The 25,358-nt window shown below is 72.2% G+C and carries 25 protein-coding genes; 17 read left to right on the forward strand and 8 right to left on the reverse strand.

The window, feature by feature from the left end; genetic code table 11:
• The first annotated feature begins 11 nt into the window (after positions 1-11).
• The gene (locus WG209_RS06935; RefSeq protein WP_337174292.1) at positions 12-785 is read left to right on the forward strand and encodes a HAMP domain-containing sensor histidine kinase; all 774 of its coding nucleotides are present in this window, start codon (positions 12-14) and stop codon (positions 783-785) included.
• 107 nt (positions 786-892) lie between these two features.
• Positions 893-1,771, forward strand: a complete 879-nt coding sequence (locus WG209_RS06940; protein ID WP_337174293.1) for a tetratricopeptide repeat protein — start codon at positions 893-895, stop codon at positions 1,769-1,771.
• A gap of 502 nt (positions 1,772-2,273) precedes the next feature.
• Here WG209_RS06940 and WG209_RS06945 read toward each other — a convergent pair.
• From WG209_RS06945 to WG209_RS06965, 5 genes are all read right to left on the reverse strand, one after another.
• On the reverse strand, positions 2,274-3,134 hold the full coding sequence (locus WG209_RS06945; protein WP_337174294.1) for a fumarylacetoacetate hydrolase family protein: 861 nt from the start codon (positions 3,132-3,134) through the stop codon (positions 2,274-2,276).
• A 275-nt stretch (positions 3,135-3,409) separates the two neighbouring features.
• A complete protein-coding gene (locus WG209_RS06950) occupies positions 3,410-4,195 on the reverse strand; it encodes a glucosamine-6-phosphate deaminase (RefSeq protein WP_337174295.1) in 786 nt (261 codons plus the stop codon).
• Positions 4,196-4,301: 106 nt separating this feature from the next.
• The gene (locus WG209_RS06955; protein WP_337174296.1) at positions 4,302-4,547 is read right to left on the reverse strand and encodes a hypothetical protein; all 246 of its coding nucleotides are present in this window, start codon (positions 4,545-4,547) and stop codon (positions 4,302-4,304) included.
• Positions 4,548-4,661: 114 nt separating this feature from the next.
• Complete coding sequence (locus WG209_RS06960) at positions 4,662-6,404, reverse strand: hypothetical protein (protein WP_337174297.1); 1,743 nt, start codon at positions 6,402-6,404, stop codon at positions 4,662-4,664.
• Positions 6,405-6,492: 88 nt separating this feature from the next.
• Positions 6,493-6,705, reverse strand: a complete 213-nt coding sequence (locus WG209_RS06965; RefSeq protein WP_337174298.1) for a hypothetical protein — start codon at positions 6,703-6,705, stop codon at positions 6,493-6,495.
• A gap of 321 nt (positions 6,706-7,026) precedes the next feature.
• Between WG209_RS06965 and WG209_RS06970 the strand changes: the two genes are divergently transcribed.
• Positions 7,027-7,860, forward strand: coding sequence for a cytidylate kinase-like family protein (locus WG209_RS06970; RefSeq protein WP_337174299.1), 834 nt, complete (start codon positions 7,027-7,029; stop codon positions 7,858-7,860).
• A 22-nt stretch (positions 7,861-7,882) separates the two neighbouring features.
• On the opposite strand, the gene WG209_RS06975 is transcribed toward WG209_RS06970, so the two are convergent.
• Both WG209_RS06975 and WG209_RS06980 read right to left on the reverse strand, forming a co-directional pair.
• Positions 7,883-8,062 carry a hypothetical protein gene (locus tag WG209_RS06975; RefSeq protein WP_337174300.1) on the reverse strand — a complete coding sequence of 60 codons (180 nt, stop codon included), beginning with the start codon at positions 8,060-8,062 and terminating at the stop codon, positions 7,883-7,885.
• An 86-nt stretch (positions 8,063-8,148) separates the two neighbouring features.
• Positions 8,149-11,403 carry a serine/threonine-protein kinase gene (locus tag WG209_RS06980; RefSeq protein WP_337174301.1) on the reverse strand — a complete coding sequence of 1,085 codons (3,255 nt, stop codon included), beginning with the start codon at positions 11,401-11,403 and terminating at the stop codon, positions 8,149-8,151.
• Between the two features lie 253 nt (positions 11,404-11,656).
• Between WG209_RS06980 and WG209_RS06985 the strand changes: the two genes are divergently transcribed.
• The 14 genes from WG209_RS06985 (at position 11,657) to WG209_RS07050 (ending at position 24,056) form a co-directional block, all read left to right on the forward strand.
• The gene (locus WG209_RS06985) at positions 11,657-13,102 is read left to right on the forward strand and encodes a hypothetical protein (protein WP_337174302.1); all 1,446 of its coding nucleotides are present in this window, start codon (positions 11,657-11,659) and stop codon (positions 13,100-13,102) included.
• 109 nt (positions 13,103-13,211) lie between these two features.
• On the forward strand, positions 13,212-13,928 hold the full coding sequence (locus tag WG209_RS06990; RefSeq protein WP_337174303.1) for a MarR family transcriptional regulator: 717 nt from the start codon (positions 13,212-13,214) through the stop codon (positions 13,926-13,928).
• On the forward strand, positions 13,921-14,754 hold the full coding sequence (sufC, locus tag WG209_RS06995) for a Fe-S cluster assembly ATPase SufC (protein ID WP_337174304.1): 834 nt from the start codon (positions 13,921-13,923) through the stop codon (positions 14,752-14,754). Before WG209_RS06990 ends, sufC begins: the two co-directional genes overlap by 8 nt.
• A gap of 64 nt (positions 14,755-14,818) precedes the next feature.
• Positions 14,819-16,234 carry a Fe-S cluster assembly protein SufB gene (gene sufB, locus WG209_RS07000; RefSeq protein WP_337174305.1) on the forward strand — a complete coding sequence of 472 codons (1,416 nt, stop codon included), beginning with the start codon at positions 14,819-14,821 and terminating at the stop codon, positions 16,232-16,234.
• A 14-nt stretch (positions 16,235-16,248) separates the two neighbouring features.
• Positions 16,249-16,545 (forward strand): hypothetical protein, encoded by a 297-nt coding sequence (locus WG209_RS07005; protein WP_337174306.1) that lies wholly within the window; start codon positions 16,249-16,251, stop codon positions 16,543-16,545.
• Positions 16,520-16,840, forward strand: coding sequence for a type II toxin-antitoxin system PemK/MazF family toxin (locus WG209_RS07010; RefSeq protein ID WP_337174307.1), 321 nt, complete (start codon positions 16,520-16,522; stop codon positions 16,838-16,840). The genes WG209_RS07005 and WG209_RS07010 overlap by 26 nt, the downstream gene beginning before the upstream one ends.
• An 80-nt stretch (positions 16,841-16,920) precedes the next feature.
• Entirely contained in the window at positions 16,921-17,409 is a 489-nt protein-coding gene (locus WG209_RS07015; RefSeq protein ID WP_337174308.1) for a hypothetical protein, read from the forward strand.
• Complete coding sequence (sufD, locus tag WG209_RS07020; protein ID WP_337174309.1) at positions 17,406-18,743, forward strand: Fe-S cluster assembly protein SufD; 1,338 nt, start codon at positions 17,406-17,408, stop codon at positions 18,741-18,743. Before WG209_RS07015 ends, sufD begins: the two co-directional genes overlap by 4 nt.
• Before the next feature lie 29 nt (positions 18,744-18,772).
• A complete protein-coding gene (locus tag WG209_RS07025) occupies positions 18,773-19,633 on the forward strand; it encodes a sulfurtransferase (RefSeq protein WP_337174310.1) in 861 nt (286 codons plus the stop codon).
• Between the two features lie 91 nt (positions 19,634-19,724).
• Positions 19,725-20,162 (forward strand): SufE family protein, encoded by a 438-nt coding sequence (locus tag WG209_RS07030; RefSeq protein ID WP_337174311.1) that lies wholly within the window; start codon positions 19,725-19,727, stop codon positions 20,160-20,162.
• 48 nt (positions 20,163-20,210) lie between these two features.
• On the forward strand, positions 20,211-20,510 hold the full coding sequence (locus WG209_RS07035; RefSeq protein WP_337174312.1) for a metal-sulfur cluster assembly factor: 300 nt from the start codon (positions 20,211-20,213) through the stop codon (positions 20,508-20,510).
• Between the two features lie 519 nt (positions 20,511-21,029).
• Complete coding sequence (locus WG209_RS07040; RefSeq protein ID WP_337174313.1) at positions 21,030-21,713, forward strand: S24 family peptidase; 684 nt, start codon at positions 21,030-21,032, stop codon at positions 21,711-21,713.
• Between the two features lie 14 nt (positions 21,714-21,727).
• Positions 21,728-23,113: a sigma 54-interacting transcriptional regulator gene (locus tag WG209_RS07045; protein WP_337174314.1), complete on the forward strand. Its 1,386-nt coding sequence runs from the start codon at positions 21,728-21,730 to the stop codon at positions 23,111-23,113.
• Between the two features lie 79 nt (positions 23,114-23,192).
• Positions 23,193-24,056, forward strand: coding sequence for an alpha/beta hydrolase (locus WG209_RS07050; RefSeq protein WP_337174315.1), 864 nt, complete (start codon positions 23,193-23,195; stop codon positions 24,054-24,056).
• A gap of 454 nt (positions 24,057-24,510) precedes the next feature.
• On the opposite strand, the gene WG209_RS07055 is transcribed toward WG209_RS07050, so the two are convergent.
• Positions 24,511-25,158: a fibronectin type III domain-containing protein gene (locus WG209_RS07055; protein WP_337174316.1), complete on the reverse strand. Its 648-nt coding sequence runs from the start codon at positions 25,156-25,158 to the stop codon at positions 24,511-24,513.
• Positions 25,159-25,358: the final 200 nt, after the last annotated feature.

Consider the following 25,358-nt stretch of genomic DNA (forward strand, 5'->3'; position numbering starts at 1 on the left):
GCGAGTTCGCCATGGATGCGCACCCGGATCCCGGCGTCGACGGGGTTACGGCCCGCTTCGATCGCCGCGAGTTGCACGACCTCCTGTGCGGCCTCAGCGGGGAGCTATGCCGCCCGCTGGCCTCCCTGAGGATGGGTTTCGACCTGCTGCTGGGGGGGACGCCCCCGGTCTTCTCGGCCGCGCAGGTCGGGCACGTCTCGGCCATGCGCGGGCTCTGCGACGACCTGCTCCGGCTGGCCCGGGGCTACCTCGAATACGCCGAGGTGCTCCGCGCCTCCCGGCCGCTCAGCCTCGGCTCCTATTCGCTCGGTGCCCTCGCGGCCGAGGTCGACCGCGCCTTCGCCGCGTCCGCCCGCGAGAAGGGCCTCGGCTGGTCGGTCGAGGTCGCCGACGCCGACGCCCTGCTCACAACCGACGTCTCGCGCTGCCAGTTGATCCTGGTCGCCCTGGTCTCCAACGCGATCAAGTTCACCCCCCCCGGCGGCCGGGTCCGGGTCGTGGGGGAGGTCGACGACGATTCCTGGAAGGTGTCGGTGGTGGACGACGGCCCCGGCATGACCCAGGAGGAGGCCGCCCGCGCCTTCGAGCCGTTCTACCGGCTCACCCGCGACGAGCACGCCGTCGAGGGGAGCGGCCTGGGCCTGCCGATCGCCCGCGAGCTGGCCTCCCAGATCGGCGGCCGGATCGAGCTGACCGCGAGCGAGGGGGAGGGGGTGGTGGCCGTCGCCATCTTCCCCCGGGTGGCGGGCCCCGCCCCGCCGCCCACCACGCCCGATCGCCATTGACCACGGCCGGGATAGGCCGTAGCCTTCGTCGGATTCGGTCCCCCCGGGCGCGGTCGCGCCCGAGGAGGGACCATTCGGCCCGCCCCACGGACGGGGGAACGATACGCATGCGTCGGCGATGGATCGCCTATCTCGGCGTCCTCATCTGGATGCTCCCCGCCACGCCGGGGTGCAGCTGGCCCGGCGCGCGCCGGGGGGCCGGCGGCCCCCTGGACCCCGAGCGGGCCGCCCAGTTCCGGGCGATCGACGAGCGCGCCCGGGCCGCCCTCGACTCCGGCGACCTGGCCGCCGCCGAGGCCGAGCTGGCCCGGCTGACGGACCTCGCCCCCTCCGCCCCCGAGCCCCTCCAGCGACGGGGATCGATCCTCCTCCAGCAGGGCCGGGCCGCCGAGGCCGAGGTCTGCTTCCGCAAGGCCGTGGAGCTGGACCCCGACTTCGTCGCCGCGCTGACCGGCCTGGGCCGCGTCGAGGCGGCCGCGGGCAAGCTGGAATCCGCCCTCAAGCGCCTGGAGGCGGCCGTCGAGGTCGAGCCCAACGACGCCGCCGCGCACATGGAGCTGGCCTGCGTGCTGGAGGCGCTGGGCCGGACCGACGACGCCCTCGCCGCCTATTTCCGGGCCCTCGAGGCCGACCCCTTCCTCGCCGCGGCCAGCCGCGGGATCGCCGCCATCCAGCTCGGCCGAGGCGAGGCCGACCAGTCCCTGGTCCGGCTCGACCAGGCGATCGAGGCCGCGCCGGCGGACGTGGAGGCCCTGTTCCTCCGCGGCCAGGCCCACCTGGCGCTCGGCCATGCTTCCCAGGCCGTGGCCGACCTCCGCAACGCGGCCCAGCGCCTCCCCGACCGCCCCGAGGTCCATTTAGCCTTGGCCCGCGCCCTCGCCGCCGACCGCCAGCCCGTCGACGCCCTCAAGGCCGTCGAGGCCGTCCTCCGCATCTCCCCCAACGACGCCGAGGCCCGCTCCCTCTCCGACAGCCTCCGACGCTAAGCCCGCCGGCTCCGCCTGGCTTCGTTCGTCGCGCCGCGGGGTGCCGTGATTGTGGCGCAAGTTGATTCCCACCATGGATTTGATCGCGGTTTTCGGTTGGCTTCGTTCGTCGTTTCGCGATGAGTTTCGCGTCGACTCGACGCTGGGAGCCGAGCCCCGCGACACTCGTTCGGCTCGCCCCCCGATGGGAGGGCCGCCTCCATTCTCCGCGCGCGACTCTCCCGGTCCGACCGGGGCTTGCCCCCCCGATCGTGGCTTCGCATCGAATTGCCAAGGAACTTCCGCGCGACTCTCCACCATGGACAATGCATACAGATTGCGGGTTGCGAGGGAAATTCTCGGAATTTCGAGGGATTGGCCGGGATCGGCCGATGTGACGAGCCCAGGAGCCCGAGAGTTGGCCGCCGGGATCGAGCCTCCTGTTCCGTCACCCCGCCATGAGAAAGCGTGGGCGCGCCCACGCGTGTGCTCAGCCCAGGCTGGCGGGTTCGTGGCCGCGTCTTCACCCCGGGACGACGGGGTTCCGGAGGGTCGTCATGCCGTCGATCTCGATTTCGACGACGTCGCCGGGCTGGAGCCAGACGGGGGGTTTGCGGGCCATGCCGACGCCCGGCGGGGTGCCGGTGAAGATGAGGTCGCCGGGGGCGAGGGTCATGATGGCGGAGAGGTGGGCGATCAGGTCGGCGACGGTGAAGATGAGCTGCGAGGTCGACGAATCCTGCATCGTCTCGCCGTTGAGGCGGAGGCGGATGCCGAGGGCGTGGGGGTCGGGGACGGCGTCGGCGGAGGTCAGCTCGGGGCCGGTAGGGGCGAAGGTGTCGAAGGTCTTGCCGGCGGTCCATTGCTTCCCCGGCCGGCCGATCTGCCAGTCGCGCGCCGAGACGTCGTGCCCCGGCATGTAGCCGCCGACGTGCTCCATCGCCCGCTCGCGGGGGATGCGCCGGCCGCCCCGGCCGACGACCACCACGAGTTCCGCCTCGTAGTCCACCTGCCGGCTCTCGGCGGGGAGGAGGATGGGCTCGCCGTGGGCGATCAGCGTGTTGGGGTACTTGGCGAACAGGATCGGCTCGGACGGGATCGGCGAGTTCGTCTCCGCGGCGTGGTCGCGGTAGTTCAGGCCGATGCAGAGGATCTTCCGGGGGTCGGGGATGGGGGGCAGGAGCTTCGCGCGCGACGGGTCGATCGTCGCGCCGGCCTTCGCGGTCGCCTCCGAGGCTCGGCGAGCGCCGTCGGGGCCGAGCGCGAGGATGTCCTTGAGGCTCGCGGGGAGGCCGGGGTCGGCGGCGTTGAGGTCGACGTAGCCGTCGGGCAGCACGCCGCAGGCGCGCGGGCCGCGGTCGGTGGCGATGGTCACGAAGCGCATGGGGCCGGCTCCTCGGGGCATGGAAATCTATCGACTCTCACGAGCCTGGGATTCGGAGCGCGCCATCATAACGGCCTTCCCCCCTGGAGGGGGAAGGTGGCCCGGAGGGCCGGATGAGGGGGGGACGAGCGAGACGGCCCTTGCGATTCGGGTCGGAACTCCCGACGCGACGGCCTGGGCGGAGTCCCGAAGTCCGGGGCCCCGTGGGCAAGCTCCCCCTCATCTGACCGCTTCGCGGTCTGTCTTCCCCCTCCAGGGGGGAAGATCGTTCTCGGTCACAGCACCAGCCGGGCGGACTCGCGGTCGAGGTACAGCGTCGCGCCGGGGTGTCGGCGCAGGGCCGAGGCGGGGCAGGATTCGGCGATGGGGCCGCGCAGGGTGGCGAGGACGGCGTCGGCCTTTCGGGGGCCGGGGACCACCACGGCGAGCGTCGCGGCGCGTAGCAGCGCGGGGACGGTCAGCGTGAAGGCGTGGGTCGGCACGTCGGAGAGCTGGTCGAAGCAGCCGTCGTGGACCTGCTGCTCGCGGCAGGCCCGGTCCAGGCGGACGACCTTGATGAGCAGCGGGTCGAGGAAGTCGGCGACCGGGGGGTCGTTGAACGCGAGATGGCCGTTCTCGCCGATCCCCGCGCAGACGACGTCGGTGGGGTTGCCCAGCAGCAGGTCCTCGTACGCCAGGCAGGCAGGCAGCGGGCGCTCGGCCTCGCCGGGGATCGCGTGGACGGCCCGCATGCCGACCAGGCCGAACAGGTGCTCGTGCAGGTAGCGGCGGAACGAGGCCGGGTGATCGGGCGAGATCCCCAGGTATTCGTCCATGTGGAAGGCCGAGACGCGCGACCAGTCGACCGAGGGGTCGGCGACGAGCCCGGTGAGCAGCTCGTTCTGGCTGGGGGCGGCGGCGAAGATCACGTTGGCGCGGCCGGCCTCGGCCTGCCGCGCGGCGATCGCCTTCGCGACGGCCTCGGCGGCGGCCTTGCCGGCCTGGCCTCGCTCCTCGTGGACCTCGACCTTGAGGGAGTCGACGGTGAAACGCGCGATCGGTTCGGGGTGGGACGCGGGCATGGCGTGGACTCGGATCGGCCGGGATCGTCTGATGCGTGGCCTGCACCATAGCCGATGCGGCGCGGGACCGCCACCGTCCGGCGTCGGCGACCGGCCGGCGGGTCGTCTAATCCAGGTTCCAATCGGACCGATGCGTCTCCTTACTCGCGTGGCGCAGGGCCGGCCACTCGGCGAACGCGAGGAAGAGCATCAGGCCGATGCCCAGGATGGGGATGATGACGAGCAGCCCCAGCGCGCCGGGGAAGCCCGCCTTGTCGCAGATCCGGCACGCCGGCCAGACGACGGCGAAGCCCATCACCAACAACACCAGGACTTCCATCGGGCCGATCATGGGGAGCAGTCCGAGGAGCATGGCGGACCTCGATCGTCTAAAGTCGTCGGGCGTGCCGTGCGTGGTCGTCGAATTCCCAGCATGCTGGCGCCCGGCGCGGCGGTCAAGGCGTCGCCGGGCGGGCTCGTCCGCGCGTCAGCCGTCCAGACGGACCTCCAGGATCAGGACGCCGCCGGGGCCGACCTCGCATTCGATGGCGTCGCCCCGGAGCGTGGCGGCGGTCCCCTCGGGCCAGGCGTGGAGGGCTCGGACGGAGCGTATGCGCGTCGCGGCGGCGATCACGTCCCTCTGGCGGCATTCGGGGTCGAGGACGCTGCCGGTGGCCTCGACGTCGCCCCGCGTGGCGCCCCAGGGGTTGTGCAGGGCGAGGATCCACGCGCCGTCGGAGGCGCGACGGTTGACCTGCAAGGGGAGCGTCGTCTCGCGGCGGAACGGGCAGAGGCGGGCGACGGCCGCGCGCAGGCGGTCGGCCGCGTCGGGGTTCGAGGCGGGGATGACCGCCTCGTACCCGGCGAGAAGGGCCGCCGGGGCGTCGGCGGGCACCACGTCGAAGACTTCCGGCAGGGCCATGGCCGGGTAGCATGCGGCCTCGGCGTTGTTCGCGGTCGGGCGCGTGGCCTGGGCCCTGTCGAAGGCCGAGGGGGCGAAGATCGCCTCCTTCACGGCGGCCCACTCGGCGGCGTTGGGCGGGATGACGGGCTCGGCCAGCAGCGCGATCGGCGTGAAGGGCTCGCCGACGTCGGGGTTGGCGTCCTGGAAGTCGAGCAGGTCGCGCGTGACCTCGCCGTAGGAGGAAAGGACGCCGGCCTCGATGTCGCTCAGGTTGTCTTCCGCGCCCCACTCCTCATGCAGCGTGTACGCGCCGGAGAGGTAGGCGTGGAAGAACGTCCTGCGCTGGAAGGCGCTCGAAGGCCCCTTGTCCGGGCCGACCGGCCAGCCGCTCTGGTCGAGCGCCCGTCGCTCGACCCGCCACGAGGATTCCGACGGCTCGACCCAGCTGGTGCATCCTTCCGGGCCCCAGGGGGCGAAGAAGACGCCCCAGGGCCTGCCCGCCGCCCTCGACGCGCCGCGGGCGACGGCGATGGAGAACTGCGATCGCGCCGAGGCCCAAGGCCCGACCTCCACGAAGCACGACGACGCGCCGAAGCGGTAGAACGCCGGCCACGCCAGCTCGCCGTGGCCGGTCCCCTCCGCGTAGGAGAACCGCCCGCCGAAGCGCTCGCCCTGGCGCTTCACGTTATGTTCGGCCTCGGCCCAGAAGCCCCGCTCGTCGGTCGGGCGGACCCGGCCGCGATAGTCGTCCGGGGTGCCGTACTCGAGCCAGCGAGCCTGGCCGTTCCAGTCGAAGTAGCCCCGGAAGTCGTCGGGGTCGATCGGGCCGGCCGACTTCTCGGCGTTGGCCGTCTTGAAGCGGTTCCAGTCGTTGTGAGTGTTGGACAGGACCTCGTGCACCTGGCCTCCGAGGAACCGGTCGCCCAGGAGCGCGGCGTACTCGGCGATCAGGGCCTTGTCGAAGGCGTAGTCGCGATAAGGGGCCCCGCCGCAGACGCGGTCGACCACGAACCAGGGCTTGCGCGCGGCCAGGATGGCGTGGAGAGGGCCGCCGCGGGCCGCCGTGACGTTGAAGCGGTGGGCGTCGTCGTCGCTGAACGGCGTGTTCACCAGCCGGACGCCGTTGGTCGGCCGGATCAGACCCGCCTTCTCGATCCCCTTCCAGTAGCGGCCGGTCGAGTCGTAGGAGTGCAGGAACGAGAAGCCGTCGCGGCCGGGGAGGCGCGGGCGGCCCGCCGCGGTCCCCGCGAAGCCCGTGGCCGCCCAGCTCGCGACGCCGGCGGCCATGCCCAGGAAAGCCCTGCGATCGATCTCCGTCCGGCTCATGCTGTCCCCCGTGATCGAGAGGCGATTGGTCCTCGTCGACCGCGAGGATGACCGGGCCGGGGGCGGGGGTCAACCCACCGGGGGTCGTTCAGGAGAGGGCGAAGCGCGGGGCGGAGCGGGCCTCGGGGGCCTTCAGCTCCTCGCAGAGGCGGCGGCACTCGGCCAGGTTGTTCAGGAGGGAGTCGGCCAGGAAGTCCTGGGCCGGGTCGCCCTCGTCGGCCCACTGGAGCTGGTCGTGGCACTGCGCCATGTGGTCCAGGAGATCCTTCATCCACAGGAGGGTGTGTCGCCGATTCTTCATCGTGGGACGATCCTTCATCCGGGCCCGTCTTGATCCTGTCGCGGCCGGTCCGCCTTCGCGGGGCCGCCCGTCCGTCCTCCGCCAGACGTGACTACCATAGGGCAATCGGCGCGCCGAGCCGGGCCGAGGCCCCCGGCGTCCCGTTTCAAACCATGGTCGGGGCGAGACTTGAGCGAAAATTTACGATCTCGCGATGATTCTCGCGGGGCGGCGGCCGGATGTAACTGTTACAACGTCCGGCCGACGGCGGCGGCTTTTCAACGGGCGGCCGATCTCCTAGAGTGACTTGGGGCGGCGACGCGGAGGGAGGAGGGCGTGGACATGGGCTCGTGGGAACCGTTCTCGATCTCGACCTCCGAGGCCCCCGCGCCGGGGCCCGACCGGGGCTGGGCGCTGGGCGAATGGCCCCGCTCGGTGGTGCGCTGGCTGCTGGGCTGGGGGGACGAGGAGCGCGAGCTGCCGCTGTCCGCCGGGGGCTCGGCGCGGTTCCAGAACATCTGCATCAGCCGCGAGGCGGGCGCCGGCGCCGGGGCGATCGCGCGGATGGTCGGGCGTCGCCTGGGCTGGAAGGTCTTCGACCACGAGCTGCTGGAGGCCATCGCCCACCGCATGCAGACCACCGTCGACGAGGTGCGCACCTACGACGAACTGGCGCCGAGCGTCATCCAGGACTGGCTCCTCCCGCTGCGCGAGGAGCACTACGCGCCGCAGGAGGCCTACCTGGACCACCTGGCGAAGCTGCTGGAGGCCATCGGCCGCGCCGGCCAGTCGGTGCTGGTCGGAAGGGGCGCGGGCTTCTTGCTGCCGCGCGAGGCGACGCTCTCGGTGCGGATCGTCGCCCCGATGAAGGCGCGGGCCGTCCGCCTGGGCGAGCGGATGGGGGTCTCCGCGCGGACGGCGCGGCGGGCGGCGAAGGATCTGGACGCCCGCCGGCTGGCGTTCGACCGGACGATGCACCGGATCAACGGCGCCGACCCCCACAATTACGACATGGTGCTGGATTCGCACAGCCTGGGGCTGGAGATCGCCGCCGAGGTTTTGGTGCGCGCGGTCGAGGCCGGCCGTCCGCCGTCGCCGGGGATCGGCTCGACCTGGACCGTCCCGCCGGTCTCCCCTCCGAAGCCCGGCGGCGGGGCCGTCGACCGCCCCGCGTGAGGGGGCGTCTCCCGGCCTGGGATCACTCGGTCGTGTCGGTCGGGGGCTGGGTGGGCTGGGTCGGACCCGTCGGCCCGGTCGGCCCCGTCGGAGTCGGGTTCGTGCCCGGAGGGTTGTCGATCGGGCCGGTCGGGCCGGTGACCGAATTCGTGTCGTCTTCCCCGGCGCCGGTCGCGCCGGGCTGGGTCGGGTTGTCGGGCATGCGGGCCTCCTTCTAGCGGTGGGTGGTGAGGCGGGATCGATCCCCGCGCGAGATCATCCAACGGGACGGCCGAACGGGAAGGAATCTTACCGGGTCGCCTCCGCGAACGGGAATTCCGGGAAGGCGAGTTCGTCGCGCAGGTCGCGGAATTCCGGGGGCGCCAGGGCCCGCGCGAGGTCGCGATTGGCGCGGATCTGGCCCCGGTCGGCGAGGCCGAGGGCCAGGGCGAGCCGCAGGTCGTCGGCGGCCTTCGCGGCGGCGAGGGAACGGGCCCGCCGGCCGATCTCCGGGAGCGGCGCCGAGCCATGGCCGAACAGGCAGGCGCGAGTCGCCGAGGTGGACGCCTCGGCGACCAGCGCGGCGGCGGCGTCGTGGGTCCAGAGGGCGGCGCGGTCGGCCTCCACGGCGCGGGCGTCGGGCTCGCGGCCCGATCGTCGCAGCGCCTCGGCGCGGAGCCAAAGGGCCTCGGAGATGGTGCCGCGCGAGGGCTTCGGGCCGTCCTCCAGCCGATCGAGGATCGACCGGGCCTGGTCGACCCGGCCGGCGGCGAGGAGGGCCTCGGCGCGACGGACTTCCAGGGTGGCGACGGCCGCGGCGCGGGCGGCGTCGTCGGCGGCGGGGGTCGCGCGGATCGCGTCGGCGACCTCGTCGAACCGGGCCAGCGCGCCGTCGACGTCCCCGGCGTGGAGCCGGACCTCGCCCGACGTGATGGCCAGCGAGAGCGAGATCGGCAGGTGCGTCCCACGCGCCGCGGGGTCGCGAAGGACGTCGAGGACGGCCCGCGCCGCCTCCTCCCACGCCTCGGTCGCCGCGCCGATCTCGCCCAGGTCGGCGTGCTGCTCGGCGAGGTTCGCCAGGCTGTGCGACAGGCCGTCGCGGAAGTCGAGCATCTCGGCCGCGCCGGCGATGGCCCGGCGATACTCGGCGATGGCGCGGCGGAATTCCGGCATCGCGTCGCGGTGCTCCTCGCGGCCGTCGCGGATGCAGCCGATCGTGTTGAGCGACCGGGCCAGCCGGCCCCGGCTCGCCGTGTCGTCGGGGGAGGTCGCCAGCAGGGCCTCGAAGGTCTCGGTCGCCTCCTCCAGCGCCCGCAGGGCGTCGGCGTCGCGGCCGAGGGCGAGCCTGACGTAGCCGAGGCCCCCCTGCACGTGGCCGAGGCTCCGCCGGAAGCGGCCGACGGTCGGGTGCGACGCCGACAGGTCGCGGTACTCCTCCAGGGCGCGGGCGTACGCCTCCTCGGCCTCGGCGAGGCGGCCCGTCTCGGCCAGGGCGTCGGCCACGTTGGCGGCGCCGATCGCGCCCAGCTCCAGCAGCGTCAGCGGCCGGGGACGGCCCCGCGCGATCGCGTCCAGCCGGGACCGGCAGACGGCGCGGCATTCCTCGTAGTGGCGCAGGGCCGCGGCGTGGTCGCGGCGGCGGCTCGCCATCACCCCTTGCGTGTTCGCCGCCCTGGCGAGTTGGACGCCGATCGCGGCGTCGTCCGGCCGATCGGCCGCCAGCCGCTCCAGGAGCCCCCGCGCCTCGGCGTAGGCGGCGAGCGCGCCCTCGGCGTCGCCCAGCTTGTCCCGGATCGAAGCCAACCCCAGCAGGGCGGAGGCCAGGGCGCGACCCGACCGGTCCGCCCCCCCCGGGGGCGCGGGCGTCGGCCGCAGCGCGGCGACCGAGGCGGCGTAGGCCGCCTGGGCGTCGCTCAGGCTCCCGTGGGCCTCCCTCGCCTCCCCCAGCTGGAACAGCGCCCAGCCATGCTCGGCGACGGGGCGGCGGCCGTCGGGGGCCCTCGCCATCAGCCCCTCCCAGGTCGCCACAGCGGCCTCGAACGGGGCGATCGCGTCCGCGGGCGTCGCGATCTGCAACTGGATGACGCCCATGTTGCCGAACGCCTCGGCCAGCCGACGCTTCAGCCGGTCGTCGTCGGCGTGCTCGCGCGCGAAGCGCTCGTAATACGCCAGCGCCTCGCGCAGCAGGTCGTGGCGGAGCTGGCGCATGTCGACGGAGTCCTCGCGCGACAGCAGCTCGTCCTGGCTGATCCGCGTGAGGTACTTGTCGACGGTCTCCTGCGCGTCCTCGAAGTTCGCCTCGGCCAGGGCTCGCGCGGCCGACTCGTTCCGCCACGACCGGCCGACCGCCACGGCGGCCGTGGTCGCGGCCACGCTGACGGCGACGAGCGCCACGGCCGCGGCAGCGGCCCAGGCACGGCGGCGGCGGATCCACCGCGCCAGCCGCTCGCGGCGGGGCTCCGGGCGGGCGGAGACGGGCTCGTCGGCCAGCCAGTTCTCCAGGTCGCGCGCGAGCGCCCCGGCCGATTCGTAGCGATCCTCCCGGCGGAAGGCCATGGCCCTGGCGCAGACCGCGTCCAGCGCCGCGGGGACCGACGGGAGGACGGAGCGCGGCGGCCTCGCCCCGCGCATCACGGCCACGGTGATCGCGTGCGGGTCGCGGCCGTCGAAGGGGGGCTTGCCCGTCAGCAGCTCGAAGAGGGTCGCCCCCAGGCTGTAGACGTCGCTCGACGGGCCGACCCGCTCCAGATCCCCGAGGGTCTGTTCCGGGCTCATGTATTGCGGCGTGCCGATGCGATCGCCGGGCTTCGTCGCGCTGATGGGGGTGCGTCGCTCGTCGTCGTCGCCGTCGGACGAGGGGGCCGGCGCGGGCTCCGGGCCGCTCCCCAGGATCTTCCCCAGGCCCCAGTCGACCACCAGCGTCTCGCCGTAGGGGCCCACCATGATGTTGCCGGGCTTCAGGTCGCGGTGGATGCAGCCCTGGCCGTGCGCGTACTCCAGCGCCTCGCACGCGCCGACGAACCGGCGGAGCAGCAGGCGGAATTCCAGCCCCCAGGCGCGCGCCGGGGAGGCGCCGGCGGCCTCGGCGTCCCGGCGCGCCCGGTGGAAGTCGCGGATGGCCTTCACCAGGCTGTGGCCGCGCACGAACCGCATGGCGTAGTACGGCCGGCCGGCCTCGTCCTCCCCCAGGCTGTAGATCGGCACGATGCCCGGGTGTTCCAGCCGGCCGGTGATCTCGGCCTCGACGAGGAACCGCGCGCGGAGGTCCTCGCGGTCGGCGACCCTGGGCTGCAACTCCTTGATCGCCACCTCGCGCGGCAACTGCCGGTCCCGTGCCCGCCAGACCTGGCCCATCCCCCCCTTGGCGTGGAGCTTGAGCAGGTCGTAGCGATCCGACAGCGACTCCGGCGCGGCGCGGACGAACGCGTCGACGTCCCCGGCACCGAGGGAAGGCTCCACGGTCGCCGGGGTCGTCGGCGCCGCCGTCTCCTCGGTCGGGGTGAGGCCTTCCGTCGGCTCCTCCGCCTCGGCGGCCGGCTCGGTCTCCCGGTATCGGTCGGGCATCGCGCGCCCCTGGTCGGTCCCCGCGCGAGCGTCGTCGGTCGTCGACGGGCTCGCCGGGCGCATTGTGGCCGATCACCCGGGTGCGTGCAACGAGCGTCGCGCCGCGGCGTGGCGCAGGCGCCATACTTGGAACAATCGCGCCCGGATCGTCCCGCTTCGCTCCCGATCCGGCGAGTCTCCACGCGCGGCTTGCCGATAGACCCGGCGAGGCCGCCTCATTCCGGGGCCGCGCGACGGGGGGGCGGGACCGGCCATGATCCGAGGGGCCTCGTACAAGGCGATGGCCGCGCTGGCCGTCGCGGCCGCGCTGGTCGCCCAGCGCGCGGGATGGCACGCCTCGGGGGCCACGCGGGCCGCCCTGGGCTACGCGGCCTCGGCGCTGCTGCTCATGGCGGTCGTCGAGATGGCGGCCCCGATCCTCGGACGCCGACGCCTCCACCCCGCCCCCTCCCCCGCGATCCGTCCCCGCGTGGTCGTCCTGGTCCTGACCGCGCTGCTGGCGCCCAACGCGGCGGCGAGGCCGCTCGCGCCTTACCTGGTGCTGATGCCCCGGACGCCGCCGACCATCCCGCTGGCGATCCTGATCGGTTCCTGGGCCGTGGCGGTCGCGGTGCTCGCCCGGCGCGGGTATTCGACGCGCTGGCTGGCGGTCTCGCTGGCGGGGCTGATGGTCGGGACGCGGCTGCTCGCGCAATGGGTCTGGCCGTTCCATCGGCTCGACGGAGACATGCTGGAGAACGTCCGGCGGGCCTTCGAGGCGATGTCCTTCGGCCATTCCCCGTACCTGGTCGAAGCGCCGCCGATGCCCTACCTGCCGCTGACCCTCCTGCCCTACGCCCCCGCCTGGGCCCTCGGCGTGGACCTTCGCTACGCCAACGCCGTCTGCGACGCGCTGACGGCGGTCGCGGCCGTCTACCTCGGGCGGCTCGTCGCGATCCGGGCGGGCCGCGACGCCGACTCCGGGCCGGCCATCGAGCAATTGCTGCTCCCGTGCCTGATGCTCCACCCGATCTGGGTCCACTTCGGCGCCAACACGCAATACCCGCCGAGCGTCCTGCTGGCGACCCTCCTGGGATACGCCGCGCTCCTGTCCGGCCCGCGCCTCCAGGCAATCGTCCTGGGCCTGGCGACGGGCGCGAACCAGATGATCGGCGCGTGCGGGCCGATCCTGCTCGCCGGCTGGGCGCGGCGATGGGGCCCGGCGCGCGCCGTCGGCCTCGGCGCGCTGGCGGCCGCGATGTTCATGCTCGTGCTGGCGCCCTTCCTCGCCTGGGACGCCGGCCCGTTGGCGCGGTCGGCCTTCCTGGAGCGCGGGGGGATGTCGGGGCCGGTCATGTCGGGGCGATTCACGTTCCTGCCGCTCGCCTCGCGGGTCGCCCCCCACGCCGCGACGATCGCCACCGCGCTCGTCCTGGCGGCGGCCTCCTGGACGGCCCACGCCTCGCGACGCCCCGCGGCCACGCTCGCGGCGATGGCCGTCGGCCTGTGCGCCGCGATGCTGTTCCAGCCCGTCAGCTTCGCCCACTACTTCCTCCCGGCCGTCGCCCTCGCCGCCATCCTCCCCCCGGCCGATGGCCGCGCCCCGGCCCGGCCCCCGCGCCCGATCGCCGCCCTCCGGGCCGACTCGCGCGCGGGCGCCCCGGCGAGGCGGGCGGCCTCGATTTTTCGCCTTTCTCGCAACGCAAATTGCGAAAAATAGGGCTCGGCGCGTGGACGGGGCGGAAGGGCGTGGCTACAATGGGGTTCCAGCGGGCGGCGCGGAGCCGGCCGCTCGTCGGCCGCGCCTTCCTTGAAACAAGGGGGATTCGATGTCCGAAACGTCGGATCGGGCGCTGCTGGACCTCATCCGCCGACGGGGCCCGTTGACGGTCGGCGAGATGGCCGCGGAGACCGGGGTGACCGGGACGGCGGTCCGGAACCGGCTGGCCCGGCTCCTGGGCGCCGGGCTGGTGGAACGCCAATCCCGCCAGGACGGCCGGGGCCGCCCCAAGCACGAATACCGGGCCAGCGTCGAGGCGCACAAGCGGCTGGGTCAGAACTACGCCGACCTCGCCGTGGCCCTCTGGGAAGAGATGATGACCGCGGTGGACGACCCCAGGCTCCGCCGCTTGCTGTTCACGAGGATCACCGAACGCCTGGCCGAGCTGTACCGCTCCCAGGTCAAGGGGGAGGGCTGGGAGGGCCGGCTGGTCCAGCTCAGCGGGCTGCTGCAGGTGCGAGGGGTGGAGGCCGAGGTCGCCCGCGACGGGGACGACCGGCCGGCGTTCCTCCGCCAGCACTCCTGCCCCTATTACGAACTGGCCGAGCTGGACAGGGCCATCTGCGCCCTGGAGCGGAAGATGTTCGAGAAGGTGCTGGGCAAGGGGCTGACCCTCTCGCAGTGCCGGCTCGACGGCGACCGATCGTGCGACTTCCAGGCGAAGCCGGCGATCGCCGGGGCCGTCCTGGCGTCGCCCCGGCCCCGGAAGGCCGCCCCGCTCGCTTTCGAAAGACGACGTCAACAGGGTTTAAATGTCGATGAGTAAAGTCCTCCGGATCGAGAATCTGCGCGTCGCCATCGAGGGCAAGGAGATCCTCCGCGGGGTCGACCTGACGATCAAGCAGGGGGAGGTCCACGCGCTGATGGGCCCCAACGGCTCGGGCAAGAGCACCCTGAGCTACGCGCTGATGGGGCACCCCAACTACGAGGTGACGGGGGGCTCGGCCACCATCGACGGCGTCGACCTGCTGGAGATGGGGCCCGACGAGCGGGCGAAGGCGGGGCTGTTCCTCGCGTTCCAGTACCCGACGGCCATCCCCGGCGTCACCGTGGCCAACTTCCTCCGCCACGCCGTCACCAACGTCCGGAACCCGGACCGCAAGGAGGGGCAGGACCTCATCCCGATGCGCGAGTTCCGCAAGGAGCTGCGCCAGGAGATGGACGACCTGGGGATGGACCCGGAGTTCGCCCGCCGCTACCTCAACGAGGGGTTCTCCGGCGGCGAGAAGAAGCGGGCGGAGATCCTCCAGCTCGCCATGCTCCGCCCGGCCTTCGCCGTCCTCGACGAGACCGACAGCGGCCTGGACATCGACGCCGTCCGGATCGTCTCCGAGGGGGTCAACCGCGTCGCGGCCAAGCACTCCACCGGCATCCTGGTCATCACCCACTACGAGCGGATCCTGACCTACATCAAGCCCCAGTTCGTCCACATCCTCTTCGGCGGCCAGATCGTCGAGCGCGGCGGGCCCGAGCTGGTCAAGCAGCTGGAGCGCGAGGGCTACGACTGGGTCCGCGCCAAGCACCCCGAGGCCGCCCGACTCGAGGACGAGCTGGAGGCCGCCGACCCCCGCGCCCAGGGCGTGGGCGCCTGACGGCCCCCGGCCCGACGGCCCGGCGGGGACGGACGATCCACCATTCGACGAAGGGACGGCTGAGATGGCGACCGATCTGAATCAGCAGGTTGCGGGGATCAAGGAGGAGTACAAGTACGGCTTCCGGGACTCGGACGCCAACTACGCCTTCAAGAGCGGGCGGGGCCTCTCGCGCGAGGTCGTCGAGCAGATCTCCGAGATGAAGAGCGAGCCGGCCTGGATGCGGGACTTCCGCCTCAAGGCCCTGCGGACGTTCGAGAGCAGGCCGATGCCCGCCTGGGGCGGCTCGCTGGCGGAGCTGAACTTCGACGACATCCGCTACTTCATGAAGGCGACCGACCGCCAGGGCCGGAGCTGGGACGACGTCCCCGCCGAGATCAAGAACACGTTCGACCGCCTGGGCATCCCCCAGGCCGAGCGCAAGTTCCTCGCCGGCGTCGGCGCCCAGTACGAGTCGGAGGTCGTCTACCACAGCCTCCGCGAGGATCTGGCGAAGAAGGGCGTCATCTTCGTCGACACCGACACCGCCATCCGCGAGTACCCGGACCTCGTCCGCGAGTACATCGGCACCATCATCCCGATCGGCGACAACAAGTTCGCGGCGCTGAACTCCGCGGTCTGGAGCGGCGGCTCGTTCGTCTACATCCCCGCCGGCGTGAACGTCGACGTCCCCCTGCAGGCCTACTTCCGGATCAACGCCGAGAACATGGGCCAGTTCGAGCGGACGCTGATCGTCGTCGAGGAGGGGGCGCAGGTCCACTACGTCGAGGGCTGCACCGCCCCGACGTACTCCTCCGAGAGCCTGCACTCGGCCGTGGTCGAGATCGTCGTGAAGAAGGGGGGCCGCTGCCGCTACACGACGATCCAGAACTGGGCCAACAACGTCTACAACCTCGTGACCAAGCGCGCCGTCGCCCACGAGGACGCCATCATGGAGTGGGTCGACGGCAACCTCGGCAGCAAGCTGACGATGAAGTACCCGGCCGTCCACATGGTCGGCAAGGGCGCCCGCGGCGAGATCCTCTCCATCGCGTTCGCCGGCGCCGGCCAGCACCAGGACACCGGCGGCAAGGTCGTCCACGAGGCGCCCCACACCAGCTCGCGGATCATCTCCAAGAGCATCAGCCGCAACGGCGGCCGGTCCAGCTACCGCGGCCTGCTGAAGGTGGCCGACGGCGCCAAGGGCTCGAAGTCGAACGTCGTCTGCGACGCCCTGATCCTCGACCCGATCAGCCGATCCGACACGTATCCGTACATCGAGATCGACGAGGACGACGTGAAGATCGGCCACGAGGCCAGCGTCTCCAAGATCGGCGAGGAGCAGCTCTTCTACCTGATGAGCCGCGGCGTCTCCGAGGCCGAGGCCTCCGCCCTGATCGTCAGCGGCTTCATCGAGCCCCTCGTGAAGGAGCTGCCGATGGAGTACGCCGTCGAGATGAACAAGCTCATCCAGCTCCAGATGGAAGGCTCCGTCGGCTGACGAAGGAGGTCTCCATGAGCGTCGACCTGCATCCCGAAACGATCGCCCCCGAGGTCCAGGCCTTCCTGGACGCCTTCGACCGCCTCTCGGAACCGGCCAAGCGCGACGCGCTGGCCAGGCTGCTGCGCAAGTCGCCGCCCGCGTCCGAGCCCGTCGCCGCCCCGCCCGGCCACGAGTCCGTGGACGAGGATGAACTGAACTGGGGGGAGATCACCGAGGGAGACCAAGCCTCGCTGGTCGCGGAGGCCTTCGACGCGATGGACCGCGAGGAGGAGGCCTTCGCTCGTGGCGAACGAAGTCGGCCGCGGTGAGGTCTGGGTCGTCGACCTGGGGCGGGCGGGGAAGAACCGCCCGTGCCTCGTCCTGAGCGTTCCTGCAGCCGACTCGGAGCGAGCGTTGGCTGTCATCGTCCCTGGCACGACGGCCACCTGGGGCACTCGCTACGAGGTCGAACTGGGCCTGCGCTTCCTACGGAGGGAAGGCGTCTTCGACGTCCAGAACCTCCAGGCGGTACCGCTGGCGAAGTTCCACAGGAAATTGGGGGCGCTGACGCCGGAGCAAATGGAAAGCATCGAGGCGGTCGCCCGGGAATGGTTGGGCCTCTGAATCCCTCGGCTCGACTACGCAACCGGGCCAGCCGGTCCGATCCGTGCCCCTGCGATAGAGACCGGCGGGAGGCGCCCAGGGTGGAGATTCGAAGGCTTCGGTTGGCGATGACGGCGCTCGTCGTGTTCGTGGTCTCGGGGTTTTCCTCGGTCAACGAGCCGCGGTACCTCCTCTGGGGCCGCGCCGCCCGGGCGGACGTGGTCGAGGCGAAGCTCGGTCGGGATCCGGGGAGCCGGCGGGGGCGGAACGTGATGCTCGCGACCCTCTCCTACCGGGAAGAAGGGGGCGAGCACCGGACGACGACCGACATCCTCCCCCCGGATTGGGAGATCACCGCCGGAGACGAGGTTGCGGTCCAGTACATCCCCGGCGACCCGTACACGGCGAGGGTGGTAGGCAATCGGAGCCTGCTGCCGGTCGCCGTCTTCGGCGGCAGCCTTCTCGCCGTGGGAGCGTTGAGGCCAACGAGCCGTACACGAAGAAACGCCGTCAGGCCCCGCCGCCGGGGCCGAAGCGGCGACGAGCGAATTCCGCGAAGAAGTGATGTTCAAGTTCTGGAATCCCCATGACTAGCAGCCCCAGCGCGACGACCGCGGCACCGGCCGGGTTCACCGAAGACGTTTTCGAGGCCTTCCTGAAGGGGCGCGACGAGCCCGGCTGGCTCGTCGACCGCCGCCGCGAGGCGTTCGCGCGGCTCCAGGCGTCGGCCTGGCCGACCCTCCGCGACGAGGAGTGGCGGCGCACCGACATCCGGGCGTTCAAGCCGGCCGACTTCGGCCCGCCCGCCGTCGTCGAGCCCTCGGCCGCCGCCCGCGCCGCGTTCGACCCGCTCTGGGAAGACCTCTCGTCCCACTACGCGACGGGCGTCTCCCACGTCGACGGCGCGGTCGTCCGCGCGCCGGATCCGTCCCGGCTCGGCGGCGCGGTCTTCGTCGACCTGGCGACGGCGGCCAAGGAGCACCCGGAGATCCTCCGGGAGCACCTGCTCACGAACGTAGTCCAGCCGACGGACGACGTGATGGCCGCCTGGCACGCGGCGTTCTGGAACGGCGGCACGCTGCTGTACGTCCCGAAGGGCGTGAAGGTGGAGCTGCCGCTGTTCAGCATCAACGGCCTCTCCGCCGAGGGCCGCGTCGACTTCGGCCACACGCTCGTCGTGCTGGAGGAGGGCGCCGAGGCCACCCTCGTCCGCGAGACCGCCTCCGCCGCCCGCGGCGGCGCGCCGGCCCTGCACGTCGGTGCGCTCGAGGTCGTCCAGAAGGACCGCTCCCGGCTCCAGCTGGTCAACATCCAGAACTGGGACGACGCCACCTGGCACTTCACCCGCGAGCGCGCCGTGATCGGCGCCGACGCCTCGCTCCAGTGGACGGTCGGGGCGCTCGGCTCGCGGCTGTCGAAGGTCAACCAGGAGGTCGTCCTCGCCGGCAAGGGGGCCTCGGCGCAGGTCAACGGCGTGATGTTCACGACGGGCAAGCAGCACCTCGCCTACTTCACCCGGCAGGACCACCAGGCGCCGCACACCACCAGCGACCTGCTGTACAAGGGGGGCCTGAAGGACGGCTCGCGGATCGTCTGGCGGGGCATGATCCGGGTCGAGCAGGACGCCCAGCGCACCGACGCCTACCAGAAGAACGACAACCTCATCCTCTCCGATTCCTCCCGCGCCGACTCGATCCCCGGCCTGGAGATCGAGGCGAACGACGTCCGCTGCACCCACGGCGCGACGGCCGGCCCCGTCGACGAGGAGATGGTCTTCCTCTGCCAGGCGCGCGGCATCCCCCGCGAGACGGCCGTCCGGCTGATCGTCGAGGGCTTCTTCGCCAACGTCTACGACCGAATCACGCTCGACCCCGTCCGCGAGACGCTCGCCGACGCCGTCGCCGCGAAGCTCGGGGAATCTTGATCGCTCGGCAAGCCAGGGAGTTTGAACTGATGGCGGACGAATACGCTCACCCCGAAACCCTCGTCTCGACCCAGTGGGTCCAGGACCACCTGGACGATCCCAAGGTGCGGATCGTCGAGAGCGACGAGGACCTCCTCCTCTACGACGTCGGCCACGTCCCGGGCGCCGTGCGGATCGACTGGCACGGCGACCTCCAGGACCAGATCGTCCGCGACTACATCGACGCCGAGAAGTTCGCCGACCTCTGCTCCAGGAACGGCATCGCCAACGACACCACCGTGGTCTTCTACGGCGACAAGTCGAACTGGTGGGCCTGCTACGCCTTCTGGGCCTTCACGCTGTTCGGCCACAAGGACCTGAAGGTCATGAACGGCGGCCGGAAGCTGTGGCTCGACGAGGGCCGGCCGACCTCGCGCGAGACGCCGACGTACCCGCGGACCGACTACAAGGTCGTCGGCGGCGACGAGTCGGCCATCCGCGCCTTCCGCGACGACGTTCTCGCCCACATGAAGGCCGGCGGCAAGATGATCGACGTCCGCAGCCCGAAGGAGTACACCGGCGAGGCGCTCCACATGGAGGAGTACCCCCAGGAGGGCTCGCTCCGCGGCGGCCACATCCCCGGCGCCCGCGGCGTCCCCTGGAGCCGCGCCGTCAACGAGGACGGCACCTTCAAGTCCCCCGCCGAACTCCGCGCGATCTTCGAGGGGGAGGCCGGCCTGAAGCCCTCCGACGACGTGGTGGCCTACTGCCGCATCGGCGAGCGCTCCAGCCTGACGTGGTTCGTCCTGACCCACCTGCTGGGCTACCCCCGCGTCCGCAACTACGACGGCTCCTGGACCGAGTGGGGCAACCTGGTTCGCGCCCCGATCAAGCGCGGCGCCGAGGCCTGACCCCGACCGATCCCGCGAAGCCACGCCGGGCCGCGCCGCGAAGGGCGGGCGGCCCGGCCCCCCACATCGCCCGAAGGAGCCGACAATCCCCATGCCCGCCGCGCTCGACGCCATCGTGGCCGAACTCCGCGAGGCGGACCGCCAGGAGCGGATCGACCTGTTGCTCGACTTCGCCGCCTCGCTGCCGCCGCTCCCCCCGGAGCTCGAGGCGCGCAAGGACGCCGAGCACCGGGTGGCGGAATGCCAGTCGCCCGTCTATCTGTTCGTCGAGGTGATCGACGGCCGCGTCGCCCTCCACGCCGACGCGCCCATGGAATCGCCCACCGTCCGCGGCTTCGTCTCGCTTTTGCTGGAAGGGCTCTCCGGGGCCTCGCCGGCCGACGTGATGAAGATCCCCGGCGACCTGGTCGACCGCTGCGGCCTGACCGAGGTCCTCGGCATGCTCCGCGTCGGCGGCCTCACCGGCGTGCTCCGCCGGATCCAGCGCGACGTGGCCCGGGCCGTGGGGTCCGCGCCCACATCTCCCTGAATCGAATCCGATTCCATCCCCCCCTCCCCGTCTCCGAGGAGTCACCCCATGGTTGAGCATGAGGCGCTCATCAAGGCGCTGAAGACCGTCAACGACCCCGAGCTGAACGTCAACGTCTTCGACCTGGGCCTGGTCTACTCGGTCCGGACCGACGGCGACGCCGTCAACGTCGAGATGACGCTGACCTCCCCCGCCTGCCCGATGGGCCCGGAAATCCTCCGCAACACCATCGCGGCCCTGGAGAAGGTGGAAGGCGTCGCCAAGGTCGACGTCCGGCTCGTCATGTCCCCCCCCTGGACCCCCGACCGCATGACGGAAGACGCCCGCGACGAACTCGGCATGTATTGACCGCCCGCCTCACCGGCCTCCAACCCGGGCCGGCGCCCTCCCCCAGCGCCGGCCACGCCATTTCAAGCGATCCCCCCGGCCCCCTTCCTTTCTCCCGCCGGGCGTCCGGATTAATCTCGCGCGTTCACCCCACGCAATCTTCCATGCTGTGGCGTTGCCGATTCCCTACGTCGGCGTATGATTTAATATGATGGGCCTCGACGCCTGATGACGCGGCCGGTTCCGTGTGTTAAGTTGGCTCGCCAGGGTGGCGGGCCGGTTCGAGCCCATGCCGAAGCGACGAGCCCGACCGCGGGGGACCGCCGCCGCCCTCTCGCCTCGCTTTCGTGAACGCCCCGAATGATCGTCAAAATTGCTGTCTAAAGCCCGGAATCTGGGGCCCTTGGCTCCCTTGCAGGGGGATCGCGCGCCGTGGCTCGGAAGAAAACACCGAAAGTTCGCCTTACCATCAAGACCGCCTTATCGCGCCGCCTCCGGGAGATCCGTCAGGAACTCTTCGGCGAGCACGGCGGCCCCGAGTTGGCGCGACGGCTTAACCTGCCGGCGCGGACGTGGTACAACTACGAGACCGGCGTGACCGTCCCGGCGGAGGTCCTGCTCGCCTTCATCGAGCTGACCGGCGCCGCGCCCGCCTATCTCACCAGCGGCGAGGGCCCCCGATACGGCGGCCGGTCGGCCGAGCCCCTCCCCGCGGAACTCTCCCCGATCGAGCTGATCCGCCGCGGCCTGGAGAAGCTGGAACGCGAGCGGGGGGCCGAAGGCACGGCCCACGCATGCCGCGAGGCCGCGGAATTCCAGAGCGTCCCCGTCTTCCCGATCGAGGATCTCTTGAGGCCCCGGCTCGACCCGGCCGACGCCGTCGGCCGCGTCCTGGCCTTCCGCCAGTGGCTCCCCAACCCGGCGGCCACGGTCGCGGCGCGCGTCCAGGACGACGCGATGAGCCCGATCCTGCCCTCCGGCTCGGTCGCGGCCATCGACCGCTCGGACGTCAACCCGGCGGACCTCCAGGGTAAGATCGTCGCCGCCCGCAAGGACGGCGAGCTGCTGATCCGATGGCTGGATCTCAGCGGCCGACACGCCATCCTCCGGCCGAACAACCCCGGCCCCTCCACCCCGCTGGTCTCCGTCGTCCTCGACGAGGCCCCCGAGGATTTCATCGTCGGCCGCGTGGTCTGGTCGTGGAGCCGCTTCAGCGAGGACTGACCGGAAGGGCCGCCATGCCGCCGCCTCGCCCCTCCGCCCCGAAGCCGGAACAACTCTGGCGCTCGGCCCGCGAGCCCCTGTTCTGGCTCGACGCCGACCTCCGCGTCGCCTGGGTGAACCCCGCCTTCGAGGCGTTCTCGGCGATCCCGGCCGACTCCGTCGTCGGCCTGACGTGCCCCGCGCACGGCCCGACCGGTCAAGGCGGGCCCGCCGACCTCGCCGCGAGCCTCGCGCCGCCGCCCGAAGCCCTGGCCGGCCGCGTCGCGACCACCGCCGCCGTGTTCGTCGACCCCGAGCGAGGCCCCGCTCGGCGCGGGATCCTCTTCCAGCCGTTCCGCGACCCCGCCGGCGCGCCCCTCGGCATGCTCGGCCGGATCCTCGACCCCGACGAGCCCGCCCCCCCCGGCGCGATCGCCGCCGAGGGCCTGGGCCACCGCGCCCGTCTCGCGTTGATGGACGCCCAGGCCGCCCTCCGTGGGCGTTTCGGCGTCGACTCGCTCATCGGCTCGGGCCCGGCCCACCGCCGCCTGATGGAGCAGATCCGCGTCGCCGCGACCGTGCGCCGGCCGGTCCTCCTCGTCGGCGAGCCCGGCTCGGGCAAGCGCCACGCGGCGCGTGCCATCCATCTGCTCCAGGCCCCGGACGCGCCGCTGCGCGCCCTGGACTGCGAGGCCCTCCCCGCCGCGATCCTCGACCGCGAGCTGTTCCTCCCGGACGACCCCGAGCGGCCGGGGCCCGCGCGGCTCGGCGGCGTCGAAGGCTCGACGGTCCTGCTCGGCGACGTCGCCTCGCTGCCGCGCGACGTGCAGGCGCGGCTGGTGGAAGCCCTCGAACCGGCCGACGACCGCGTCCGCGTGCTGGCCGTCACGGCCTCCGATCCCGAGGCCCTCGTCCGCGACGGGACGCTCCGCGAGGATCTCCTCCTGGCCCTGTCGGTCCTGACGATCCGCATGGCCCCCCTCCACGAGCGTCGCGAGGAGATCCCGCTGCTCGCGCAGGGCCTGTTGGAGCGCATCAATCGTCGCGGCGGCCCCCAGCGCGCCGGCTTCACCCCGGCCGCCGAGGAGATCCTGGCCGCCTACCACTGGCCGGGCAACCTCCGCGAGATGGCCCGGGTCGTCGAGCACGCCCACGGGCGCGGCGACGCCCCGCTCATCGCCCCCGACGACCTCCCCGCCGACGTCCGCGGCCACCTCGCCGACGCCTACCCCGCGCCGAAGCCCGCCCCCCCGAGGCCCCTCGACGACATCCTCGTCGACGTCGAGCGCCGGCTGATCGAGAACGCCATGGCCCGCTCCCGACGCAACAAGTCGCGCGCCGCGGAGATCCTCGGCGTCTCTCGCCCCCGGCTCTACCGCCGCCTGAAGGAACTGGGCTTCCCCGACGTCGACGAGGATTGAGGGTCTGCCGATCTTGGCGCCCTCGTTGCAACGGTGGCCGTCGACCCGACTCCCGCGACCCGCGCCCGGGGAGGCCGCCATGGACCCGAGACAGATTGAGCACCGAACCGCGAGAGTCGGCGACGTCTCGTTGCACTTCGTCGAGGCCGGCGCGGGGCGTCCCGTCGTGTTGCTCCACGGCTTCCCGGAGTTCTGGCGAGGCTGGCGGCATCAGATCGCCCCGCTGGCCGGCTCGGGCTTCCGCGTGATCGCGCCGGACCAGCGCGGCTACAACACGAGCGACAAGCCGCCTTCGGCCTCGGCGTACAACCTGGACGCCCTGGCGGGGGACGTGGTGGGCCTGCTGGATTCGCTGGGGCTGCCGCGCGCCGCGATCGTGGGCCATGACTGGGGCGGCATCGTGGCCTGGTGGCTCGCGGCGCGGCATCCCGAGCGGGTGGAGCGGCTCGCGATCCTCAACGCCCCGCATCCCGACGCCTTCCGCCGCTTCATCAGGACCTCGCCCCGGCAGATGCTCCGGAGCTGGTACGCGATGCTGTTCCAGGTCCCCTGGCTGCCCGAGGCCCTGCTCCGCCCGCGACGCTGGGCGCCGCTCCGGCGCATGATGCGGCGGTCCGGCCGCCCCGACGCCTTCACCGAGGCCGACCTCGACGCCTACGCCGAGGCGTGGTCCCGGCCCGGCGCCATGACCGCCATGATCAACTGGTATCGCGCCCCCCTGCCCTCGTCCTCGGAGACCTCGCGGGCGCGCGTCTCGGCCCCGACGCTCGTCATCTGGGGCGCCAGGGATCCGGCGATCGACCGTCGCTTGGCGGAAAAAAGCCTGGCCTACTGCGACCGCGGCCGGCTCGAATTCATCGAGGAGGCGACGCACTGGGTCCAGCACGAGGAAGCGGATCGGGTGAACCAACTCTTGCTGGGCTTCCTGCGCGAACCGGCCTGACGCGGCCTACCCAATGTTGCGACCGCGGCAGGGCCGGGACCAGAGGGCTTGGAGCGCGGCAATGGGCCCCGCGTTCACTCGGTCGCCCGTGGAGATGTCCTGTTCGTTGGTGGGCCATGCTCCCGGGTAGGTCGCTCCCTTGAAACGCCGTCAGTGGGATTACGGTCGCTGGGTGGACGCGGGTCGCGTTGACAGCGGCAGCCGTCGGTCGATCTCTGTCCGGTGATCGTTACCTCCTGCCGAACCACGATGGGTGGCAGATGCGATGGCTGAGACTCCTTGGCGGGAGGAGACGGCCATTTGGCGACAATTTGGGGAATCGCCAGGGCGACGCCTGCGATCAGGGAGCCAATCAGTTTGCGAGAGAACCAACTTGCACCTTCCGCGGTTGCACGTGAGCGGCGGGGGGCTTGAGACTTGCCATTACGAGGACTTGGCATGGAGATTTTTCCTTTCAATGTAGTTGGGCGTTCGTATCGTCGGGGCCGGACAGGCCGTCCACGCGAGCGGGCGGGGTGTGGTCGGCGGTGAAAAAGATGGAGTCGACGTTGCCGTCCTCGCCGTGGGCGTTCGCCGCCCGGACGACCGCGGCGTAACGCCGCCCTTCCAGGAGGCCGTGGATCTCGGCCGAGGCGACGTCGCCGCGCCAGGACGACGCGGGGACCAGGATCGGGGACGTGAAGTCCGTGACGGCGCCCTCGCGGAGGTAGACGTGGAAGTGGGTCGCGCGGTAGGACGGCGTCGCGTCGGCGACCGCCCACTCCAGGCGGACCCGGCCCCCGCCCCTGTCCACGACGCGGAGGCCCATGGGCGGGCGGGGGACTCGCGTCGCGTCCCGCCCCCCCGCGTCGATGACGAGGGAGGCCGTCGCGTCGAGGTTCCCGTCCTGGAGGCCGGTGACGGGGTCGTGGGCTCGCGCCGCGAATCGGAAGGACGACCCGGCCGGCAAGGCCTGGCTGGTCCATTCCAGCCCGGGCGCCTCCGCGAGCGGCGACTCGTAGTCGATCGGCCCGTGGCCTCCGTTGGAGTAGATGCGATAGACGATCCCGGTGTTGGCGGGGCGGCCGGCTCCGCCGAGGGCGATCCCTCCGCTCGCGATCACCGCGGACGACTTGATATCCGCGACGGTCCGTACTCCACGGACTCGTCGCGGAGCCGTCTCCGGCCGAATCGCTGCCCCGCGCGGCGGAAATGTAGTAGTGATTCATGAGATGCCCTTGGCTCCCTCGGGAAGACCGCGGAGGCGGTCGGCGATATTCGACCATGGCCGCGTCGTTCGCGGGGCCGGCCGCGCGGCCGGCC

This window comes from Paludisphaera sp., from assembly GCF_037189885.1.
GTDB lineage: Bacteria > Planctomycetota > Planctomycetia > Isosphaerales > Isosphaeraceae > Paludisphaera.

Bases quoted from the DNA above. Each gene is read 5' to 3' on its own strand.
- WG209_RS06935 (WP_337174292.1), top strand. From the start codon at position 12: ATGGATGCGCACCCGGATCCCGGCGTCGACGGGGTTACGGCCCGCTTC.
- WG209_RS06940 (WP_337174293.1), top strand. From the start codon at position 893: ATGCGTCGGCGATGGATCGCCTATCTCGGCGTCCTCATCTGGATGCTC.
- WG209_RS06945 (WP_337174294.1), bottom strand. From the start codon at position 3,134: ATGCGCTTCGTGACCATCGCCACCGACCGCGGCCCGCGCGCCTGCGGC.
- WG209_RS06950 (WP_337174295.1), bottom strand. From the start codon at position 4,195: ATGCCCGCGTCCCACCCCGAACCGATCGCGCGTTTCACCGTCGACTCC.
- WG209_RS06955 (WP_337174296.1), bottom strand. From the start codon at position 4,547: ATGCTCCTCGGACTGCTCCCCATGATCGGCCCGATGGAAGTCCTGGTG.
- WG209_RS06960 (WP_337174297.1), bottom strand. From the start codon at position 6,404: ATGAGCCGGACGGAGATCGATCGCAGGGCTTTCCTGGGCATGGCCGCC.
- WG209_RS06965 (WP_337174298.1), bottom strand. From the start codon at position 6,705: ATGAAGAATCGGCGACACACCCTCCTGTGGATGAAGGATCTCCTGGAC.
- WG209_RS06970 (WP_337174299.1), top strand. From the start codon at position 7,027: ATGGGCTCGTGGGAACCGTTCTCGATCTCGACCTCCGAGGCCCCCGCG.
- WG209_RS06975 (WP_337174300.1), bottom strand. From the start codon at position 8,062: ATGCCCGACAACCCGACCCAGCCCGGCGCGACCGGCGCCGGGGAAGAC.
- WG209_RS06980 (WP_337174301.1), bottom strand. From the start codon at position 11,403: ATGCCCGACCGATACCGGGAGACCGAGCCGGCCGCCGAGGCGGAGGAG.
- WG209_RS06985 (WP_337174302.1), top strand. From the start codon at position 11,657: ATGATCCGAGGGGCCTCGTACAAGGCGATGGCCGCGCTGGCCGTCGCG.
- WG209_RS06990 (WP_337174303.1), top strand. From the start codon at position 13,212: ATGTCCGAAACGTCGGATCGGGCGCTGCTGGACCTCATCCGCCGACGG.
- sufC (WP_337174304.1), top strand. From the start codon at position 13,921: ATGAGTAAAGTCCTCCGGATCGAGAATCTGCGCGTCGCCATCGAGGGC.
- sufB (WP_337174305.1), top strand. From the start codon at position 14,819: ATGGCGACCGATCTGAATCAGCAGGTTGCGGGGATCAAGGAGGAGTAC.
- WG209_RS07005 (WP_337174306.1), top strand. From the start codon at position 16,249: ATGAGCGTCGACCTGCATCCCGAAACGATCGCCCCCGAGGTCCAGGCC.
- sufD (WP_337174309.1), top strand. From the start codon at position 17,406: ATGACTAGCAGCCCCAGCGCGACGACCGCGGCACCGGCCGGGTTCACC.
- WG209_RS07025 (WP_337174310.1), top strand. From the start codon at position 18,773: ATGGCGGACGAATACGCTCACCCCGAAACCCTCGTCTCGACCCAGTGG.
- WG209_RS07030 (WP_337174311.1), top strand. From the start codon at position 19,725: ATGCCCGCCGCGCTCGACGCCATCGTGGCCGAACTCCGCGAGGCGGAC.
- WG209_RS07035 (WP_337174312.1), top strand. From the start codon at position 20,211: ATGGTTGAGCATGAGGCGCTCATCAAGGCGCTGAAGACCGTCAACGAC.
- WG209_RS07045 (WP_337174314.1), top strand. From the start codon at position 21,728: ATGCCGCCGCCTCGCCCCTCCGCCCCGAAGCCGGAACAACTCTGGCGC.
- WG209_RS07050 (WP_337174315.1), top strand. From the start codon at position 23,193: ATGGACCCGAGACAGATTGAGCACCGAACCGCGAGAGTCGGCGACGTC.